At 65.5% G+C, this 17,872-nt stretch carries 15 protein-coding genes; 5 read left to right on the top strand and 10 right to left on the bottom strand.

The window, feature by feature from the left end:
• Positions 1 to 390: 390 nt before the first annotated feature.
• Entirely contained in the window at positions 391 to 1,107 is a 717-nt protein-coding gene (locus tag PMI15_RS23150; RefSeq protein ID WP_007874819.1) for a glutathione binding-like protein, read from the bottom strand.
• 122 nt (positions 1,108 to 1,229) lie between these two features.
• Between PMI15_RS23150 and PMI15_RS23145 the strand changes: the two genes are divergently transcribed.
• Positions 1,230 to 1,451, top strand: a complete 222-nt coding sequence (locus PMI15_RS23145; protein ID WP_036840872.1) for a SlyX family protein — start codon at positions 1,230 to 1,232, stop codon at positions 1,449 to 1,451.
• A gap of 163 nt (positions 1,452 to 1,614) precedes the next feature.
• Here the strand turns inward: PMI15_RS23145 and PMI15_RS23140 are convergent, their stop codons facing one another.
• Together PMI15_RS23140 and PMI15_RS23135 are read right to left on the bottom strand one after the other, a co-directional pair.
• Positions 1,615 to 1,992 carry a GFA family protein gene (locus PMI15_RS23140; protein ID WP_007874817.1) on the bottom strand — a complete coding sequence of 126 codons (378 nt, stop codon included), beginning with the start codon at positions 1,990 to 1,992 and terminating at the stop codon, positions 1,615 to 1,617.
• Positions 1,993 to 2,132: 140 nt separating this feature from the next.
• On the bottom strand, positions 2,133 to 3,584 hold the full coding sequence (locus PMI15_RS23135; RefSeq protein WP_007874816.1) for a DHA2 family efflux MFS transporter permease subunit: 1,452 nt from the start codon (positions 3,582 to 3,584) through the stop codon (positions 2,133 to 2,135).
• 282 nt (positions 3,585 to 3,866) lie between these two features.
• Between PMI15_RS23135 and PMI15_RS23130 the strand changes: the two genes are divergently transcribed.
• Positions 3,867 to 4,685 carry a porin family protein gene (locus PMI15_RS23130; RefSeq protein WP_238541178.1) on the top strand — a complete coding sequence of 273 codons (819 nt, stop codon included), beginning with the start codon at positions 3,867 to 3,869 and terminating at the stop codon, positions 4,683 to 4,685.
• Positions 4,686 to 4,722: 37 nt separating this feature from the next.
• Here PMI15_RS23130 and PMI15_RS23125 read toward each other — a convergent pair whose 3' ends face one another.
• Genes PMI15_RS23125 through PMI15_RS23105 form a run of 5 tightly spaced genes read right to left on the bottom strand, consistent with a single transcriptional unit; the run spans position 4,723 to position 8,311 of the window.
• On the bottom strand, positions 4,723 to 6,255 hold the full coding sequence (locus tag PMI15_RS23125) for an MFS transporter (RefSeq protein ID WP_007874814.1): 1,533 nt from the start codon (positions 6,253 to 6,255) through the stop codon (positions 4,723 to 4,725).
• Positions 6,252 to 7,034, bottom strand: coding sequence for a thioredoxin family protein (locus PMI15_RS23120; RefSeq protein ID WP_007874813.1), 783 nt, complete (start codon positions 7,032 to 7,034; stop codon positions 6,252 to 6,254). The genes PMI15_RS23125 and PMI15_RS23120 overlap by 4 nt, the downstream gene beginning before the upstream one ends.
• A 41-nt stretch (positions 7,035 to 7,075) precedes the next feature.
• Positions 7,076 to 7,453: a VOC family protein gene (locus PMI15_RS23115; RefSeq protein ID WP_007874811.1), complete on the bottom strand. Its 378-nt coding sequence runs from the start codon at positions 7,451 to 7,453 to the stop codon at positions 7,076 to 7,078.
• 40 nt (positions 7,454 to 7,493) lie between these two features.
• Positions 7,494 to 7,958 (bottom strand): SRPBCC domain-containing protein, encoded by a 465-nt coding sequence (locus tag PMI15_RS23110; protein ID WP_081499667.1) that lies wholly within the window; start codon positions 7,956 to 7,958, stop codon positions 7,494 to 7,496.
• The gene (locus tag PMI15_RS23105; protein WP_007874809.1) at positions 7,853 to 8,311 is read right to left on the bottom strand and encodes a helix-turn-helix transcriptional regulator; all 459 of its coding nucleotides are present in this window, start codon (positions 8,309 to 8,311) and stop codon (positions 7,853 to 7,855) included. Before PMI15_RS23105 ends, PMI15_RS23110 begins: the two co-directional genes overlap by 106 nt.
• Before the next feature lie 341 nt (positions 8,312 to 8,652).
• Between PMI15_RS23105 and PMI15_RS23100 the strand changes: the two genes are divergently transcribed.
• The gene (locus PMI15_RS23100; protein WP_007874808.1) at positions 8,653 to 8,997 is read left to right on the top strand and encodes a putative calcium-binding protein; all 345 of its coding nucleotides are present in this window, start codon (positions 8,653 to 8,655) and stop codon (positions 8,995 to 8,997) included.
• A 181-nt stretch (positions 8,998 to 9,178) separates the two neighbouring features.
• On the opposite strand, the gene PMI15_RS23095 is transcribed toward PMI15_RS23100, so the two are convergent.
• A complete protein-coding gene (locus PMI15_RS23095) occupies positions 9,179 to 10,735 on the bottom strand; it encodes an ABC transporter substrate-binding protein (RefSeq protein ID WP_007874807.1) in 1,557 nt (518 codons plus the stop codon).
• 235 nt (positions 10,736 to 10,970) lie between these two features.
• On the opposite strand from PMI15_RS23095, the gene PMI15_RS23090 reads away from it, so the two are divergent.
• Positions 10,971 to 11,858, top strand: a complete 888-nt coding sequence (locus PMI15_RS23090) for an AraC family transcriptional regulator (protein ID WP_007874806.1) — start codon at positions 10,971 to 10,973, stop codon at positions 11,856 to 11,858.
• A gap of 33 nt (positions 11,859 to 11,891) precedes the next feature.
• Positions 11,892 to 12,341 (top strand): VOC family protein, encoded by a 450-nt coding sequence (locus PMI15_RS23085; RefSeq protein WP_007874805.1) that lies wholly within the window; start codon positions 11,892 to 11,894, stop codon positions 12,339 to 12,341.
• 9 nt (positions 12,342 to 12,350) lie between these two features.
• Here PMI15_RS23085 and PMI15_RS24170 read toward each other — a convergent pair whose 3' ends face one another.
• On the bottom strand, positions 12,351 to 17,519 hold the full coding sequence (locus tag PMI15_RS24170) for a PAS domain S-box protein (protein WP_007874804.1): 5,169 nt from the start codon (positions 17,517 to 17,519) through the stop codon (positions 12,351 to 12,353).
• Positions 17,520 to 17,872 lie beyond the last annotated feature (353 nt).

The following is a 17,872-nucleotide window of genomic DNA, read 5'->3' as shown; positions in this document are numbered from 1 at the left end:
GGGAGAAAAATACCAATACCGAAAACCACAAGGACACGCCATGGCGTGTCCTTGTTTGTATTTGTCTTCTTGGTATTTCGGTATTCGGTTTCCGCTCCCGATTGCCCCGTCCTGGCTGGGCCGAGCAGCGCAGACGGAGGAGGGATAAGGGCTGGCGTTGTCTGAGCGAAGCGCAGCGTAGCGAGTTTAGCCAGACCCCCTCCGCAGTCGAGCACCGCAGGTTGCCCGTAGCGAAGCGGAGGGACCCAGACTGCGGGTCGCCTTTCTTTTGGGTACTTTTCTTTGGCGAAGCAAAGAAAAGTATGTCGCCCGCCGGGGCGAGACCCGGCCAGCAGAACCAAGAAGAGGGAAGAGCGGGGAAGAGCGCGCTCGTCGGAGCAAGACCCGACATCACCCCCGTTTGGGAATAAGCAACCCCTTCACCACCGCCGGCCGCACCACAAAAACCTCAAGCACCCTCTTGACGTTAGGGAAATCAGCAAACCCCACAAGCTCGCCGGCTTCATAAAACCCAACCAGGTTCCGGACCCACGGAAAGATCGCGATGTCGGCAATGGTGTACTGCTCACCCATGATCCAGTCGCGGCCTGCCAGGCGCTGCTCGAGCACGCCGAGCAGGCGTTTCGACTCGGCGACATAGCGGTCGCGGGGCCGCTTGTCTTCATATTCCTTGCCGGCGAATTTGTGGAAAAAGCCCAACTGGCCGAACATGGGGCCTATGCCGCCCATCTGGAACATCAGCCACTGGATGGTTTCATAGCGGCCTGCGGCGTCCTGGGGGATGAACTTGCCGGTCTTCTCGGCCAGGTAGAGCAGGATGGCGCCGGATTCGAAGAGGGCCAGAGGCAGGCCGCCGGGGCCCTTGGGATCGATGACGGCGGGGATCTTGTTGTTGGGGTTGAGCGAGAGAAAGGCCGGCGACATCTGGTCGTTGGTGTCGAAGCTCACGAGGTGCGGCTCATAGGCCAGGCCGGTCTCCTCGAGCATGATGGAGACCTTGACGCCGTTGGGCGTGGGCAGCGAGTACAGCTGGATCTGGTCAGGGTGCTGGGCGGGCCATTTCTGGGTGATGGGAAAGTCCTGGGGGAAGGTTTTGGCTTGGGTCATGGTGTGTGTGCGGCAGGAAATAAACGACAGCCGTCAAGCGTAGCCCAAGCCGGGCAAACGCGCAGGGCGCCGGTTATTTCCCCGACTTCCCCGGCTTCCCCGCCATGGTGTCCAATAAGGGCATGCAAGCCGAGAACCACACCGACAGCCGCCTGACCGAACTCGAGATCAAGGCCAGCTTTGCCGAGGACCTGCTGGAGCAGCTCGACAAAATCATCGTGTGCCAGCAGCAGCAAATCGACGCGCTGCTGCGCGAGGTGGCCGAACTCAAGGCCGCGCCCGTGCGTGACGGCGACATCACCACCGCGCGCAGCCTGCGCGACGATTTGCCGCCGCACTTCTGAATTGCGGGGATTTATATCCGCAGATTACGCAGATTTACACAGATGAAGACCCTCCAATGCAAATTCGTTTGCGGTTCAGGTCGATGAAAGCCTGTTGTTTTCAATCTGCGTAAATCTGCGCAATCTGCGGATGAATTTGTATCCCCAGATTACGCGGCACGGGCTACCAGAGGTTTTTGCCGTCTATCACGGCAACGGGCGCCGTGGCGGCATCAAAATCATCGAACAGGCGCGCGTTGACGCCTATGCGGCGCGTGCTGCCATCCCAGCTGCCGTCCATCTCGAAGGCCGGGCTGTCGGTGTAGGTGGAAACACCGCACTCGGCGCAGAAATGGTGGTCCACCAGCTTGGTCTGCCAGCGGTAAACCGCGTCGGCGTCCTTGGGTGTGGTGACGTGGAATTGCTCGGGAGTGTAGTAGGCCAGCAGCGCGCCGCGCTTGCTGCAGAAGGAGCAAGTGCAGCGCGTGAGCTGGGCCGGCATTTCGCCGTCTATGCGAAAGGCGTTTTTGCCGCAATGGCAGCTTCCGGTGAGGGTGCTCATGCGCGTTCTCCTGGGGTGAAACCAAGGCCCGGGCACAGCGACGGCCCGGTACTGCCCATGGCTTGAACCCGCATGGTGAGGCCGGCGCGAGGCCGGCGAGGTAGGAAAACGCCGCGTTTTGCGGGGCGGCGTTGATGCGCTTATTCGGCCGCGTCCGCCACGCCCTGCGCGGCGGCCCCGCCCGGGGCCGCGCCGGGCCTGAGCAGCACGGCGCCCAGCACGGCGGCCACGGCCGCGAAAATGGCGCCGATCACAAAGGCCAGCTGATAGCCGCCGTTGAGCGCGGCGGTCGCGTCCAGCCCCGCACCACCCAGCGACGTGCTGCGCGCGGCCGCGAGGCTGGCCAGCACGGCCAGGCCGAGTGCACCGCCCATCATGAAGGAGGTGTTGACCACGCCGGAGGCGATGCCGGACTCGCTGGGGTCCACGTCGCTCATGGCGGCGAGCAGCACCGGGTTGAAGGCCATGCCGGCCCCCAGGCCCAGCAACAGCATGCCGGGCAGCACGTCGAGCGCGAAGCTGCCGGCCACGGGCGCGCGCGCGAACAAGGCCAGGCCCACGGCGGCCAGCAGCAGGCCGGCGGCCAGCGGCGCGCGTATGCCGAAGCGCATCACAATTTTGGCCGACAGGCCCAGCGAGAAGGCGGCCATGATGAGGTTGGCGGGCAGAAAGCCCAGGCCGACCTGCAGGGCGCTGTAGCCCAGCACCAGTTGCATATAGAGCGCCGAGATAAAAAACCAGGCGAACATGGCTGCCGCCCAGAGCACGCCCACCACATTGGCGGTGGCGACGTTGCGCAGGCGGAACAGGCCCAGCGGCATCAGCGGCGTCTGCACTTTGGATTCAATCGCCAGGAAGACGGCCATGAGCACCGCGGCCGCGCCCAGCAGGCCCAAAGTCTGGCCCGAGAGCCAGCCGGCCTCGTTGCCGTTGACGATGCCGTAGACGGCCAGCATCAGCGAGCTGGTGACGGTGACGGCGCCCCCGACGTCGAGTTTGGCGCCGCCGGCCTGGCCCTTGCCGCCGGGCAGCAGCAAAAGGCACAGCGCAAAGACCGCGCCGCCTATGGGCAGGTTGACCAAAAAGATCCAGTGCCAGCTCAGCGAGTCGGTGAGCACGCCGCCCAGCAGCACGCCTATGCTGCCGCCGCCGGCGCAGACAAAACCGTAGACGCCCATGGCCTTGGCGCGCTCGGCCGGCTCGGTAAACAGGTTCATGATGAGCGAGAGCGAGATCGCCGAGACCACCGCGCCGCCCAGGCCCTGCACCGCGCGCGCGACGATGAGCAGCGCCTGCGAATTGGCGATGCCGCAGGCCAGCGAAGCCAGGGTGAAGAGGCTGAGCCCCGCGAGAAAGAGCCGGCGGTGGCCGTAGAGGTCGCCGAGCCGGCCGCCCAGCAGCAGAAAACCGCCGAAGGTCAGCATGTAGGCATTGACCACCCAGACCAGCGAGGTTTCGGTGAAATGCAGGTCTGTGCGTATGGAAGGCAGGGCCACGTTGACGATGGTGGTGTCGAGCACGATCATCAGCACCCCGAGGCACAGCACCATCAGGGCCCACCAGCGCTTGCGGCTGTCCATGTGTTGTCTCATTTGCGGTCTCTCCTCTGCTTCATCAGTGAATGTCGCCAGTCAAATCAGGTCAGGTTCAGGTCCATCCGTCGCAAAAACGGTACCGTGGCCGCGCATGTTACGCCATGCCTGCGCCGCGCGTTGTCCTACATGCTGTCCTACATGCGCCTCGGTGTTTGGCGGATAGCGAGGCCAGATGCCGCTGCTAATTTATGGGCAGTAAACGCTGGCGTTTTGCGGCATTTCGATTCAGGCGTTCCAGGCGTGCCGCGCACTTTTTTTCATGGGATGAATTTCATGCGGATGACTCCACTGCCCCGCCGTGCCGGACGGCTCCCCCTGAAGACGGCCGGGCTGGCCGCCCTGGCGCTGCTGGGCGGCGCGGCCCTGGCCCAGCCCTCGCCCGCGCTGGACCGCGCGAGCTTTTCGATAGGCGCTTTCCATGCCGACCCGACCTTTAACGCGGCGGTGAACACCAACTTCGGCCGGCTGGACTCGGGCGACTCGAAAAGCAGCAGTGTGACCCTGCCGCGCATCAAGGCCGACCTGCTGCTGTTCGACAGCCAGGGCCTGTCCTTTGACTACTACCAGTTCAAGCGCGGCTACGGGGATTCGCTGGCCAGCAATTTCAGGACGGGCAGCGGCACGGTGACGACCACGGGCACGGCCAACCTGGACGTTAAGGTGGACTTCGCCAAGCTGGCCTACAAATGGTGGTTCGGTTCGGGCAACACCGTGTTCGGCGTGGGTGCGGGCGCAGCCTACTACCGCGTGGGCCTGGACCTGAGCGCGACCGCGACGGTGGGCGGCAGCACCGGCAGCATACGGCAAAGCGACAGCGACGACGCGGTGGCGCCGCTGCTGGAGCTGGGCCTGCGGCATGCGATCTCGCCGGACCTGCGGCTGTTTGCCGACGCCTCGGGCGTGAAAAAAACCGGCGGCAGCACGCGCGGCGAAATCTACAACGCGGCCGTGGGCGTGGAATGGTTCCCGGCCAAAAACGTCGGTGTGGTACTGGACTACGGCCTGACGGACATCGACCTGCGCCGCGAGGACAGCAACAATGCGCGCTTTCGCGTCAAGCTCAAAGGGCCGTCGGCCTTTCTGAAAGTGCGGTTCTGAACATTGCGGATTTTGCAAGGCGGGCCCTCTGTTTGCATCAGTGCACGGACCCGGCGGCCGGGCCTGCACCGGCCTGCCGTAGCATGAAAGCAGCCAGGACGGCCGTGCCCAGCACCAGCGCGGCACTGATGCCCGCCGTGACCTGGAAGGCCTGGGCATAGGCGTCGCGTGAGGTATCGAGCAAGGCCGCGCCACTGGCGCCGGGCAATTCAGCCGCTACCGCCACAGCGCCGCCCAGCGTGCTGCGCGCGGCCTGCGCCGCCGCGGCCGGAACACCGCCCAGCACGCTGTCCTCCATGGCGTGGCGGTAGACCGCCGTCACGACGCTGCCCAACACGGCAATGCCGAGGGCGCCGCCGAACTCCGAGCTGGTTTCTGAAATCGCCGCCGCCGCGCCCGCACGCTCGGGCGGCGCAGAGCCGACGATGAGGTCGGTGCCCAGTGTGACCACCGGCGCCAGCCCCAGCGAAAAAATCACGCTGCCGGCGACCAGCGTGGCCAGGCCCGAGGCGCCACCGACCTGCGTGAGCACCCCAAAACCCACAAACGCCAACGCCAGCCCACCGGTAACCGCCAACCCGGCGCGGATACGCCGCGCCATGACAGGCGCCAGCATGGAACCCACCACAAAGCCCAGCGCCGACGGCACCGACCAGAGACCTGCCTCCAGCGGCGACAAACCAATCACCAGCTGTAAATACTGCGCGATGAAAAGAAAGGCACCAAACGCACCGAAGAAGCAGAAGGTGTTGATGGCCAGGGCCGCACTGAAAGCCGGCACACGGAACAGGGCCAGGTCGATCAGCGGGCTGGCCAGCGTGCGCTGCCGGCGCAAAAAGGCCATGCCAATCACCAGCCCCGCTACGATGCAACCCGCGGCCAGCCAGCTGAGGCCGCCTTCGGCGATGCGCTTGAGGCCGTAGATGACGGCCAGCACCGCCGCCAGCGACTGCGCCGCGCTCAGCAGGTCGAGGCGGCCGGCGCCGGGGTCGCGGTATTCGGGCAGCAGCATGGGCCCCAGCACCAGCAGCAAAACCATCACGGGGACGCTGACCAGGAACACCGAACCCCACCAGAAGTGCTCGAGCAGTACACCGCCCACCAGCGGGCCTATCGCGCCGCCCACCGAATAGCTGGTGATCCACACGCCGATGGCGACCGTGCGCTCGCCGGCGTCGAGGAACATATTGCGGATCAGCGACAGCGTGGAAGGCGCGAGCGTGGCCCCGGCCACGCCGAGCAGCGCGCGCGTGGCGATCAGCATCTCGGCGCTGGTGGAGAACGCGGCGAGCACCGACGCGGCCCCGAACGCCGCCGCGCCCATCAGCAGCAGCCGGCGCCGGCCTATGCGGTCGCCCAGCGTGCCCATGGTGATGAGCGAGCCGGCAATCATGAAGCCGTAGATGTCGACGATCCACAATAGCTGCGCGCCCGTGGGCTTGAGCTCGGCGCTCAGGTGCGGCACCGCCAGGTTCATCACGGTGAGGTCCATGGAATACAGCAGGCAGGGCAGCGCGATGACAGCCAGCCCAATCCAGTCGCGGCGCGTGGCTTTGGGGGAAACCGTCATGCAGCACTGCCGGCTTCGGCGTGGCAGCAGGCCGGCACGGCCTGGGCTGCGGGTTCAGCCAAAGGGTATTTGTCGTGGTGGCGCACCCAGGCCATGGGAAAGGGCAGGCCGTCTTCGTCGCGCCCTTTGGGCGTGAGGTCCATGTAGTGGTAGCTGCCGACCAGGGAATCCGCGCCGCGGGCATAGCTTGAATAGGTGTGGAAGACGTTGCCCTGGCCGTCGCGCGCGAACACGCTGATGCCGTGCAGGTCCTGCATGTCGCCGACGTCTTCCATGCGGTAGTTGTAGGCTACCTTTCCGCCGGCGAGTGCTTCGGGCGTGAAGGAGACGTGGTAGTCGTAGTTGAAATCGCTGCCGGAGGACGACACCCACTTGAAGCGCCAGCCCATGCGCTGCCTGAAGGCGGCGAGCTTGGCCAGCGGCGCGCGCGAGACCACGGCCAGCGCGATGCCGCGCGCGGCCAGGTGCGGCAGGGTGCCGTCGACGTGGTCCGCCAAAAACGAGCAGCTGGGGCAGCCCTCTTTCCAGTCCGGGCCGAACATGAAGTGGTAGACGATGAGCTGGCTGCGTCCTTCAAACAGCCCGGCCAGGCTTTCGGGGCCGTTCGGGCCGTCGAACACATAGGCTTTGTCGACCGGTACCCAGGGCAGGCGGCGGCGCTCGGCGCTCACCAGGTCGCGCTGGGCGGTGAGCTCTTTTTCGCGGGCCAGCAAGAGGCGGCGGGCGGCGAGCCATTCGTCCCTGGAAACGATGGCATGCATGGCGGGGTGGGTGTTCACGGGCGGGACTCCTTGGGAGGGATTGGCGAAAAGCGGGTGAATCAGCGGTTGAGGATGTGCAGGATGTTGCCGTCCGGGTCCTTGAACCAGGCACCCTTGAAGTCGCCGGCCACATGGGCATCGCCCTGCCGCGTCATGCCGGGCAGATCGTAATGCTCGAAAGTCACGCCCTTGGCCTTGAGGGCTTTCATGATGGCGTCGAACTCGTCGCCCACCGACCAGGTGCAGGCGGTGGCCTGGTTGGTGCCGGCGAACTGCGAGACGTAAACGACGATGGTGGCGGTGCCGCTCTGGTAAGTGAGAACGCCCTCTTCCGCGCTTTCCAGCGGCGTGAGGCCGAGCTTGTCCCCGTAAAATTTTCTGGCGGCGGCAAGGTCCTTGACGGCGATGGTCGCCATGGCGTTTCGGTTGGCAAGCATGGTGAGTTCCTTTCAGCGTGATGTGCGGGTGACGGTGCTTTCAGGTCTGGGCCAATCCAGCGGCGAACAGTTTGTCGAGCTTGAGGAAGGCGCCGGCCCAGCCCTGGTTGTGGCTGTCGCGGGCGGCCTGGTCGAAGAATTTTTCGTGCACGAACACCAGCTCGGTGCCGCCGCCCGAGGGCCGCAGGGTGACAGTGACCCGCGACACGCGCTCGGGTGTACTCTGCCAGCCCCAATCGAACACCAGCTTGTGGGGCGGCTCGACTTCAAGGTAGGTGCCAGCCACGTTGTGGGTCTCCTGGCCGGGCACACCGAAGCGGATGTGGTAACGGCCGCCCACGCGCACGTCCATCTCGGCCAGGGTCACCACGCCGGCCGGGTCGGGCCCGAACCACTGCGCTAGCGCTTGCGGGTCGGTCCACGCGCGCCAGACTTTTTCGCAGCTGGCGGGGTAGTGCCGGGTGAAGTTGACGGACGGCTTGTCTTGCGTTGCGCTTCTTTCCATGGCGGGTTCAGCTCCTCTTGGTGGTACAGGTAGCGGCCCAGCGCGTCCAGGCGCGCGGACCAGAACTTCTCGTAACGGGACAGCCACATGGCGGCCTCCTGCATGGGCTCGGGTGCGAGGGCCAGGTTGACGACGCGCCCATCCTTGGCGCGGGTCACCAGGCCGGCGTCCTCGAGCACGCGCAGGTGCTTCATGAAGCCGGGCAGGGACATGCCGTGCGGCTGGGCCAGCTCGCCGACGGAGAGATGGCCGCGCTCCAGGTCTTGCAGCACCTTGCGGCGGGTCGGGTCCGCCAGCGCGGCGAACACGGCGTTCAGGGCTTCTTCTTCGATGTCGTCTTTATACTTAACCATTTGGCTTAGTATTGAGCGGACGGACCAGCCTTGTCAACCCGACCCGGGGGCAAAGATGTTTTTTTGTGTTGTCAGCGCGGCCCTGTCCACATTGACGCGCGGTAGGGCATGTGCGAATCTGGATTTAAATTTCTCTGCGGGTGGTTCTCCGGCAGCAGCCTGGCATCGCCTTGTTGCGCCGTTTTCCTCAAGTTCAAGCCCTGCCGCGGGAATGTCGCGCAAAGAAGTGTGTCCAGCGCTGGTGCTGATGTAAAGCAGCGCAACGCCCTGCAAGAACACTGGCATTGGGGACGGGGCTAGCATCCAATAAGACGATGACTGACCACCCTTGCAGGAAGCCCATGAAGCAGCCCCCGACAAACACCATTTCGCTGATCCTTGCCGCCATGGCCGTCATGCTGGCCGCACAGGCGCAAGCTCAGACCGAGCCAGCCACGCCCGCCTCCTCCGCCAGCGCACCGGCTCCGGCCGCGTCCACAACGACCTTTTACGACCCCAAGGAACTGGAGCGCGCCTTCAAGTTCATGGACAAGACCGGCGACGGCAAGGTCAGCCGCGACGAAGCCTCGAACTTTCGCGGTGTCTCCAGGCACTTTGATGAGGCCGACACCAACAAGGATGGGTTTCTCTCGCGCGAGGAGTTTGACAACGCGATGAACAAAAGCCTCAAAAACAAGGCGCCATAAGCGGCGTGTCTGCAGGTACAAAAAAGCCGTGCGGTTCGCAGCCGCACGGCTTTTTTGCATTAAAGAGCTGCTCACAAAATCCAGCGAAGCGGTCCTGGCTAGGCGCGACGCCGCAGACAGTGCACCAACCAGCACGGCAAGGCGGCGCAACAACGCCAGGAGGTTTTTTGAGCGGCTCGGTTCAGTTCTTGAGCTTCACGTTCCAGAAGAAAGGCCAGAGCGCGGGCTGGTAGTTTTCGAGCTTGGTGGACTTGGCCGACAGGCTGTTGAACTTGCCGATGTCGATGTAGGGCACTTCGTCATACACCAGCTGCTGCACCTTGCCCCACAGCGGGCCGCGCTTGGCGAGAACCGGGGTGTGGTTGAACTCGAGCAGCGCGGCCTGCTTGCCCGGGGTGTTCCACCAGCCGGGCGCGCCGTCGCCGAGTTGCGGCGGCGAGAGCATGGGTTCGGGCAAGAGGCCCGAGTGCGTGACGTAGATGTCCCAGGCGGAGGAGTCGTTGCGGCGCTGCACCAGCGTGGACCAGTCGACCACGTTGAGCTCGGCCTTGATGCCGGCGCGCTTGAGCTGCTCGGCCATGACCACGGCCATGTTGTAGTGGAAGTCGTACTGGCGGCTGGTGAGTATGCGCACGGTCTCGCCCTTGTAGCCGGCGGCTTCGGCCAGGCCCTTGGCCTTGGCGGGGTCGCGCTGGTTGTAGCTCTCGCCGCCGGCGGCGGAGTAATACGGCGAGCCCTGCGGAAAGTGATTGGCCTCGGCCGTGAAAAAGCGCGTGTCGCCGAAACCGGCGGCCATCATTTCGCCGGGGCCTATGGCGGTCTGTATCGCCTGGCGCATGCCCTTGTTGGCGTTGATGCCCTCTCGGGTGTTGAACACCAGGTAAGGAAAGCCGAAGGCCGGCGTGATCACGGGCACGGCGCGGCCGCCGGATTTTTCGAGGCGGGCCAGCGCGTCTATGGGCAGCAGGTCGGCGAAGTGGAACTGGCCGGACAAGGCGCCTTCGACGCGCGTGCCGGGCGTGGGCACGGGGATGAAGCGCAGCTCCTCGATAAAGGCCTCGCGCTTGCCGCCGTAGCCGTTGGCCGGCTCCTTGCGCGAGGTGTAGCCGTCAAAGCGCGTGAGCACCACGAACTGGTCGGTGCGGCGTTCCTTGAACTTGTAGGGGCCCGTGCCTATGAAGTCGCGCAGCGGAATCTGCACGGCCTCCTTGGCCATGATGGCGGCCATGCCGCTGGGAAGGGCCAGCTGCGCGAGCAGCGGCGCGTAAGGCCCCCTGAGCGTCAGCTCTACCGTGAGCGGGCCGGCGGCTTTCAAATCGACGATTTCCTTGCCCACGGCCTTGCCGCGGGGCGCTTCCTTGATCCAGCGCTTGAGGCTGACGACCACGTCCTCCGCGTCGAGCGCGCGGCCCGAATGCAGCTTCACGCCCTTGCGCAGCGTGATGGTGACCACCTTGCCGTCGGCCGAGAAGCGCGGCATGCCGTCGGCCAGCATGGGCACGACATTCCATTTGGCGTCAAAGGTGTAGAGCGGCTCATACACGTGCTGCATGATGGTGCCGACCAGGTCGGTGGTGGCCTGCATGGGGTCCAGCGAGGGCGGTTCACCCACCATGGCCAGGTTGGCCGCAGAGGCCGGCGCCTGCGCCAGCGCGGGCGCGGCACCCTGCAGGGCGGCCATGAGGCCAAAAACCAGAGCCGGCAGCAGCCGGCGCGTATGCAGGCGATGGTTAACCATAAAGCACTCCTAAGTGAAAGTAATTTTCAGAATCCGTAGGATATTTGGCTAAATGTGACTTTATGTAAGTGAAAACCCTGCATGTCGTGCATTAATTATGAAATTAAATTTCTCATTCAAGACAAACAAAGCTTGCGGACCGGAAAGCCCGCAGGCTGGGCCGCCGCATGGCCGGCGGCATGGCGCAAGGGCCTGCCAGGGCCTAGACTGAAGGCACACACATCGCCTCCAAGCCATGCAACACGCACCCCATCCCCTGCTGGCGCGCTTCGTCAAGACCGCGTGGGCCAGCCTGCCCGCCGCGGCCCAAGCGCGGCCGGCGCCGGCGCGCGAGCATGTGCTGCCGACCGGCCTGATGCACCTGGTGTTCCGCCTCTCGGGGCCGGGCGTGCGCATCTTCGACCACGCCGCGGACGGCCAGGGCCGCGCGCTGGGCCATGGCGTCGTGGGCGGGCCGCGCGCGGGCTTTTATGCCAAGGATGTCGGCGCGCCCTCGCATTCGGTGGGTGTGCAGTTGCTGCCCGGCGCGGCGCAGGCGCTGCTGGGCCTGCCGGCCGATGAGCTGGCCGGGCAGCATGTGAGCCTGGAAGACCTCTGGGGGAACCATGCGGAACTGATGCGCGAGCAGTTGCTGGCCGCCGCCACGCCGCAGCAGGCCTTGCGCCGCCTGGAGGCACTGCTGCTGCAGCGGCTGCGCACCGGCCCGGCGCAGCCGGCGCACCCGGTGGCGCTGCAGGCCTTGCGGCAGTTCGACGCGGGCATGGGCGTGGAGGACGCGGTGGCCCGCAGCGGCTACAGCCACCGGCAGTTCATACGCCTGTTCTCACAGGCCGTGGGCCTGGGGCCCAAGCTGTATTGCCGGCTGCAGCGCTTCCAGAAAACGCTGCCGCTGCTGCAGGGCCCGCTGGGCCTGGCCGCCGTGGCCATGGAAGCGGGCTACAGCGACCAGTCGCATTTGAGCCGCGAGTTCCGCGAATTCGCCGGCCTCACGCCCGAGCAGTACCGCCTGGCACGGCCCGCATCGGCCAACCATGTGCCGGTGCCTCGGTTCTGCGCATCCCCTTCATCCCCTTCACGGCCGCATGTCAATTTTGTTCAAGACCGCGGGGCGGCCGGTCTCTAGACTGGCCGCATTCCCTTTCAGGAGCTCCCCCATATGGCGATTCACGAACTGTTTGCGTATATCCACGTCAAGGACGCCGAAAAAGCTTTGGCGTTCTACACCTCGGTGTTCGGCGTGGCCGAGAAATTCCGCCTGACGGAGCCCAGCGGACGCATAGGCCACGCCGAGCTGGAATTCGGCGGCACCACGCTGATGCTGTCGGACGAGTTCCCGGAATGCGGCACGGGCGCGCCCGCGAAGGGCACGCCGGTGAGCGTGACCCTGCACCTGCATGTCGACGACTGCGACGCGGTGATCGCGCGGGCACTGCAAGCCGGCGCCACGCTGGAGATGGCCGCGCAGGACCAGTTTTACGGCGAGCGCTCGGGCAGCTTTCGCGATCCCTTCGGCCACCGCTGGAGCGTGGGCCACAGCATTGAAGCGCTGACGCCCGAGGAGATGCAGCGCCGCTACACCGCGCTGCTGGAATCACCGGGCGCCTAGGGCCGCGACTTATTCGAGCTCTATCTCGGGTGGCCGCGCCAGGCCCAACACCCGCCTCAGGGTGGCCAGCAGTTCCTCGTTGGAGGTCTTGGCCTTGACCAGCACGGCGGTGGCGCGCGCGGCCTGGGCCCGGGTGGCCTCCATCGCGGAGAACACCACCACGGGCGGCGGCGACTCCAGTGCCTCGATGTCGGTGAGCAGGTCCCAGCCCGAGCCTTCCTTGAGGTTGATGTCGAGCAGGACCAGGTCGAAGGGCTGGCTCTCCAGCCGCGCGCGGGCTTCCTGCAGGGTCGCCGCAAAGACGAAGGTCGCGAAGTCCTGTGCGATGGTGGCCGCGATGCGCTGGATGTCGGGGTCGTCCTCGACGTGCAGGATGACGGGCTTGTTTTCGGCCGCGCCTTCGATGGCGCGGCGCACGCCGAGTACCAGCAGGTTTTCGTCTATGGGCTTTTCCAGCCAGTCCGACACGGTCAAGGCCTGGTCGTTGAACTGCACCTTGCCTTCACCGGCCCAGGCCGAGATGACGACCACGGGCACGTCGCGCGTGAGCAGCCGCCCGCGCAGCGAGCGTATCAACGAGATGCCGTCCTGGCCTGGCAGCTTGAGGTCGACCGTGATGGCGTCGTAGTGCCGCTGCCCCAGCTGGGTCAGGGCCTCCTCGGCGCTGTAGACCGGGTCGGAATCGAAGCCGCCCTTGTCCAGCATCATGCCGATCAGGCGGGAGATGTCGTGGTCGTCCTCGCAGATCAGCACGCAGGGCCTGTCGCCGGTCATCTCCACCGGGCGCGTGGGCGGCGGCTCTTCCCATTCGGGCAGTTCGAAGTAAAAGGTGGTGCCTTCGCCGCTGCGGGTTTCAAAGCCTATGCTGCCGCCCAGGCGCTCGATGATGGCGCGCGAAATGTTCAGTCCCAGCCCGGTGCCGCCCTTCTGGCGCGTGTCGGAGGAGTCGGCCTGGGAAAACTTCTGGAAGATGCGCTTGCGGAATTCCTCGGGAATGCCCGGCCCGTGGTCGCGCACCTCGACGCGCAAGCGGGACTCGTTGCGCGCCACGTGGATTTCCACCACGCCGTCGTTCGGGGAGAACTTCATCGCGTTGGACAGCAGGTTGGTGACGACCTGCGTGAGGCGGTCGCCGTCGGCCCTGACCATCAGTTCCTCGTCGGGGAACTGCAGGCTCAGGCTGACGTTCTTGGCGGCGCCATAGCCCTCGTTGGCGGCCAGCGCCTGCTCCAGCAGGGGCTTGAGTTCGATGACCTGCAGGTCCAGGGTCATCTTGCCGGACTCGATCTTCTCGATATCCAGGATGTCGTTGATGAGCCGGATCAGGCGCTCGCAGTTGCTCTTGGCGATGCCGACCAGGGTCTTGACGGCCTCGGGCAGCTGGCCGGCGACACCCCCGGAGATCAGGCCCAGCGAGCCGCGTATCGAGGTGAGCGGCGTGCGCAGCTCATGGCTGACCGTGGAGACGAATTCACTCTTCATGCGGTCTATGCGCTTGAGTTCGGTGACATCGTTGGCCAGCGTGTAGAAGCCGATCACCTTGCCCTCGTCCTCGCCTTCGCCGTAGCGCGGGAAGTAGTTGAGCACGTAGTCGCGCGTGCCGCCGCGCGCGGTCTTCTGCGAGCGCTCGTAGACCACGGGATACCCCTGCAACACCTCTTCCACCCGGGGCTGGATCACCGCGTACATCTCCTCGCCTACGATTTCCCGGATGGTCTTGCCTTTGAGCTGATCACTCGTCATGCCGAAGACTTCCTCGTAAGCCCGGTTGTGAAAGCGCAGGTGCTGCCCGGCGTCGGCGTAAGTAATCCAGGCCGGCACGGTGTCGGTGATCTCGCGCAGCTGGGCTTCGCTGGTGCGCAGCGCCTCGGTGACGCGGCGCATCTCGGTCATGTCGCGGCCGGTGCCGCGGTAGCCGGTGAATTTGCCGTTGGCATCGAATTTCGGCACGCCGCTGATGCTGAAGTAGCGGGTCCGGCCCTTGGAGTCGCGACGTGTGGTTTCAAGGTCGCGGAAAACCTCGTGCCGCGCGATCACGGCCCTGTACTCGGCCCACGCGGCATCGCTCATCTGGATGTAGTCGAGCTCCCAGGGGGCTTTGCCGTAGGCCGATTTCTGCACACCCGAAGCGCTGGGAGCCTCGCCGGAAACTTCAACAAAGCGGAAGTTCTCGTCCTGCTCCCAGAACCAGTCGGAGGACAGCGCGGTGAGTGCGCGGAAACGCTCCTCGCTTTCGCGCAGCACCTGCTCGGTCTGCTTGCGTTCGGTGATGTCCTGGATCTGCGCGATGAAGCGCAGCGGCTTGCGGTCCTCGTCGCGCACCAGGGAGCAGCTCATATAGCCCCAGACGATGTGGCCGTCCTTGTGGATGTAGCGCTTTTCCGTGTGGAAGGATTCGATCTCGCCGGCCAGCGCGCGCTTGCGCTGCGCCAGGTCCCATTCGATGTCGTCGGGGTGGGTGAGGTCGTGGATGGTGCGCGCCAGCATCTCCGCCTCGGAATAACCCAGCATCTGGCAGAAGGCGGTGTTGACCTTGAGGCGGCGCGAGTCTATGCCTATCAGCGTCATGCCGATCGCGGCATGCTCGAACGCGTTGCTGAACTGCTGGTCGTTGAGCATGAAGGCGTCGTTGTCGCTGCTCAAGGGCGCGCTGCTAGGCGCCTCCAGCGTGGAGAAGCCTGATTCGTGCGCTGTTTCGGCGGCCTGGGCGCCCTGAGCCCCCCGCCCGCCCTGCCCGAGGCCGGTCTGGTCGCCGCCCAGCGAAAAATAAAAGGTGCTGCCTTCGCCGACCACCGACTCCGCCCAGATCTTGCCGCCGTGCCGGTCCACGATGCGCTTGGCCGTGGCCAGGCCTATGCCGCTGCCGGCGAACTCCTCGGGCGAGTGCAGACGCTCGAAGTTGCCGAACAGCTTGTCGACATAGGCCATGTCAAAGCCGGCGCCCTTGTCCCGCACGAAGAACACGGGCTGGGCGTCCTTGCCGCGCTGGCGCCCGACCTCGATCTCGACGCGCTCCTTCTTGGCGCTGAACTTCCAGGCGTTGGCGAGCAGTTGCTCCAGCACCTGGCCCAGCATGGCCTGGTCGCCGCGCGCCTCCATCCCGGGCTCGATCGCGATGCGCGCCTCGCGCCCGGCCTCGGCATCCTTGAGCCGCCTGGCCACGCGCAGCGCCTCGGCGCTGATGTCAACCGTGTCCCAGACCATGCTGGTGCGCGACAGGCGCGTGAGGGCCAGCAGCCCGTCGGTGAGCTCGCCCATGCGCCGCACGCTGCTGCGTATGCGCTCAAGGAAATGCAGGGCGCGCTCGCCGGCGGCCGGCGGCATGTGCTTTTCCATCAGCGCGCAGAAGCCGTCTATGGTGCTCAGCGGCGTGCGCAGGTCGTGCGCCACGGAATAGGAGAAGGCCTCCATCTCCTTGTTGGCGGCCTCGAGCTGCGCCGTCCTGCGCAGCACGCGGTTTTCCAGGTCGACGTTGAGCCGGACGATTTCCACCTCGGCCTGCTTGCGCTTGGTGATGTCGGAGATGGAAGAGACAAAGCCGATGGGCTTGTCGTCCTTGCCGTCAAAGAGAGGCTGCACGTTGATGAGACCCCAGAAGGTGCTGCCGTCGGGCCTGCGGTAACGCTGCACGACGTTGCTCTGCGCCTGGCCGCTGGTTACGGCGCGCACGCTGGCCCATTCAACTTCGGGCATATGGGTGCCGTCCTCGCGCAAGCGCTCCCAATCCAGCGCCGCCGAGGTCAGACCCTTCATCTGTGCCATGGTCTTGCCGAAAATGCGCTCCGCGCTGGCGTTGCAGTCGATGATTTTGCCTTCGGCGTCGCGCAGCACCACGCCTTCGGCAAGCGCCCCGACCACCGCCCGGAAACGCGCATTGCTCGTGCGCAGCGCGGTTTCGGTCTGCTTGCGCTCGGTGATGTCGCTTCCCACGCCGCGGTAGCCTTCGAAGCTTCCGTCGTCGCCAAACACCGGCTCTCCGCTGACGCTGCGGTAAATGACACCGCCATCCGCCTTGGTCAGCTGGTACTCAAAATTACGAAACGGCAAATGCGCCTGCAAGGCGGCCTTGTGCTCCTCCCACGTGCCGACAAGCGGCGCGGAGTTGGGCAGGTCCCATCGGCATAGCCCTTCCCCGATGACCTGGGTTCCCAGGGCAAAGCGCTGCGGATCGTTGGAGACAAAGACGTTGCGGAAGGTTTTGTCCTGTTCCCAGTACCAGTCGGACGAGAGCTGGGTGAGGCTTCTGAACCGCGCCTGGCTGCTGCGCAAGCGGTTCTCGGCGGCCAGGCGCTCGGTGATGTCCTCGGCCGTGATCAGGATGTGGGTGACCCTGCCGCCGCCGTCCTTGAGCGGCAGCTTGCGCATGTGCACGCGTATCCTGCCGCGGTCCCGCGTCATGATGACCCGGTCGGGGAAGTCCTGCATGATGCCGGTGTTCGCCACCTCCACGTCGGAGACATTGATCCGGTCCGCGTGGTCCTGCGGCCAGAGGTCGTGCACGGTGCGGCCCATGGCGTCCTCGCGCCGTATGCCGTAGAGGCTTTCGGCCGCCTTGTTCCAGGCCACGATGCGCAGGCCGTCCTGCACCGACTTCAGGTGCACGGCGACCGGCATGTTGTCGACAACGTCGTCGAGGAAACGCGCGGCCTTGCGCTCTTTTTCCTCGATGCGCCTGGCCACCGTGGTGTCCCGCGTGATGCCGCGGTAGCCGGTGAACTCCTGCTGCTTGTTGAACACCGGCACGCCGCTGGCGGAAAAATAATGAGCCACGCCGTCGCCCAGCACGCGGATGTACTCAAAATCGCGGAACGCCTGGCGCGCCTCCAGCACCGCGCGGTGATGGTCCCAGGACATGCTCAGGGGATAGGCGCCGTCGAGCTCCCAGCGCTGCTTGCCGATGGCGTTGTTGAGGTCCGGGTCTGCATCGCTGCCGCCCACGCTGCCCACGCCGCGCTCGGCGGCGAAACGGGTGAAGCGGTAATCGGCGTCCTGCTCCCAGTACCAGTCGGCCGAGATCGACGCCAGGCTGCGCAGGCTGTCCACGTCGTCCCGGAGCACCTCGGCGGCGCGGCGCTGCTCGGCGACTTCCTGCATCAGGGCCTTGTTGGCCTCGGCCAGCGCCAGCGCCTCGGCCTGCAGGCGCTCGTTGGCCTGGGCCAGGGTTTCGTCGCGCTTCACGGCTTCACCCCGGTGAACAGTCCCACCAACGTGTCGCCGGCCCCTCCCGTCGCGCCATGCGGGCGGTGGGCTGCGGTCAATTCGCCTGGCGAAGAGGGCTTCATGCGCTGCTGTTTACTTTCTTGGCAAAGGCGAGATGCCTTCATGCATTTTGCACGGCGTTTGCGAACCCGAGTGTGCTGCGCCGCCGGAAAATCCGCCATAGGACAACACCCTGTCTTCTTTTGGGTGTGGCAAGCCGCCGGGGGGCGCCAAATTTGCGAACTTAAGACCTCTTTTTTCGGCAGTCCGATCAAGCGGCTTGGGCACAAGAGCTTAGTGCCGCCCTTCCCCGAAAGGCAAAGGTACTTTTA

The organism is Polaromonas sp. CF318 (genome assembly GCF_000282655.1).
Lineage (GTDB): Bacteria > Pseudomonadota > Gammaproteobacteria > Burkholderiales > Burkholderiaceae_C > Polaromonas.
The sequence above is the reverse complement of the archived record's forward strand: the minus strand, read 5'-3'. Positions and strand labels throughout refer to the sequence as shown.

Coding starts and splice junctions, on each gene's coding strand:
- PMI15_RS23100 (WP_007874808.1), top strand. CDS start 8,653: ATGAAGCAGCCCCCGACAAACACCATTTCGCTGATCCTTGCCGCCATG.
- PMI15_RS23115 (WP_007874811.1), bottom strand. CDS start 7,453: ATGCTTGCCAACCGAAACGCCATGGCGACCATCGCCGTCAAGGACCTT.
- PMI15_RS23150 (WP_007874819.1), bottom strand. CDS start 1,107: ATGACCCAAGCCAAAACCTTCCCCCAGGACTTTCCCATCACCCAGAAA.
- PMI15_RS23095 (WP_007874807.1), bottom strand. CDS start 10,735: ATGGTTAACCATCGCCTGCATACGCGCCGGCTGCTGCCGGCTCTGGTT.
- PMI15_RS23125 (WP_007874814.1), bottom strand. CDS start 6,255: ATGACGGTTTCCCCCAAAGCCACGCGCCGCGACTGGATTGGGCTGGCT.
- PMI15_RS23110 (WP_081499667.1), bottom strand. CDS start 7,958: ATGGAAAGAAGCGCAACGCAAGACAAGCCGTCCGTCAACTTCACCCGG.
- PMI15_RS23145 (WP_036840872.1), top strand. CDS start 1,230: ATGCAAGCCGAGAACCACACCGACAGCCGCCTGACCGAACTCGAGATC.
- PMI15_RS23085 (WP_007874805.1), top strand. CDS start 11,892: ATGGCGATTCACGAACTGTTTGCGTATATCCACGTCAAGGACGCCGAA.
- PMI15_RS23135 (WP_007874816.1), bottom strand. CDS start 3,584: ATGAGACAACACATGGACAGCCGCAAGCGCTGGTGGGCCCTGATGGTG.
- PMI15_RS23140 (WP_007874817.1), bottom strand. CDS start 1,992: ATGAGCACCCTCACCGGAAGCTGCCATTGCGGCAAAAACGCCTTTCGC.
- PMI15_RS23105 (WP_007874809.1), bottom strand. CDS start 8,311: ATGGTTAAGTATAAAGACGACATCGAAGAAGAAGCCCTGAACGCCGTG.
- PMI15_RS23090 (WP_007874806.1), top strand. CDS start 10,971: ATGCAACACGCACCCCATCCCCTGCTGGCGCGCTTCGTCAAGACCGCG.
- PMI15_RS23130 (WP_238541178.1), top strand. CDS start 3,867: ATGACTCCACTGCCCCGCCGTGCCGGACGGCTCCCCCTGAAGACGGCC.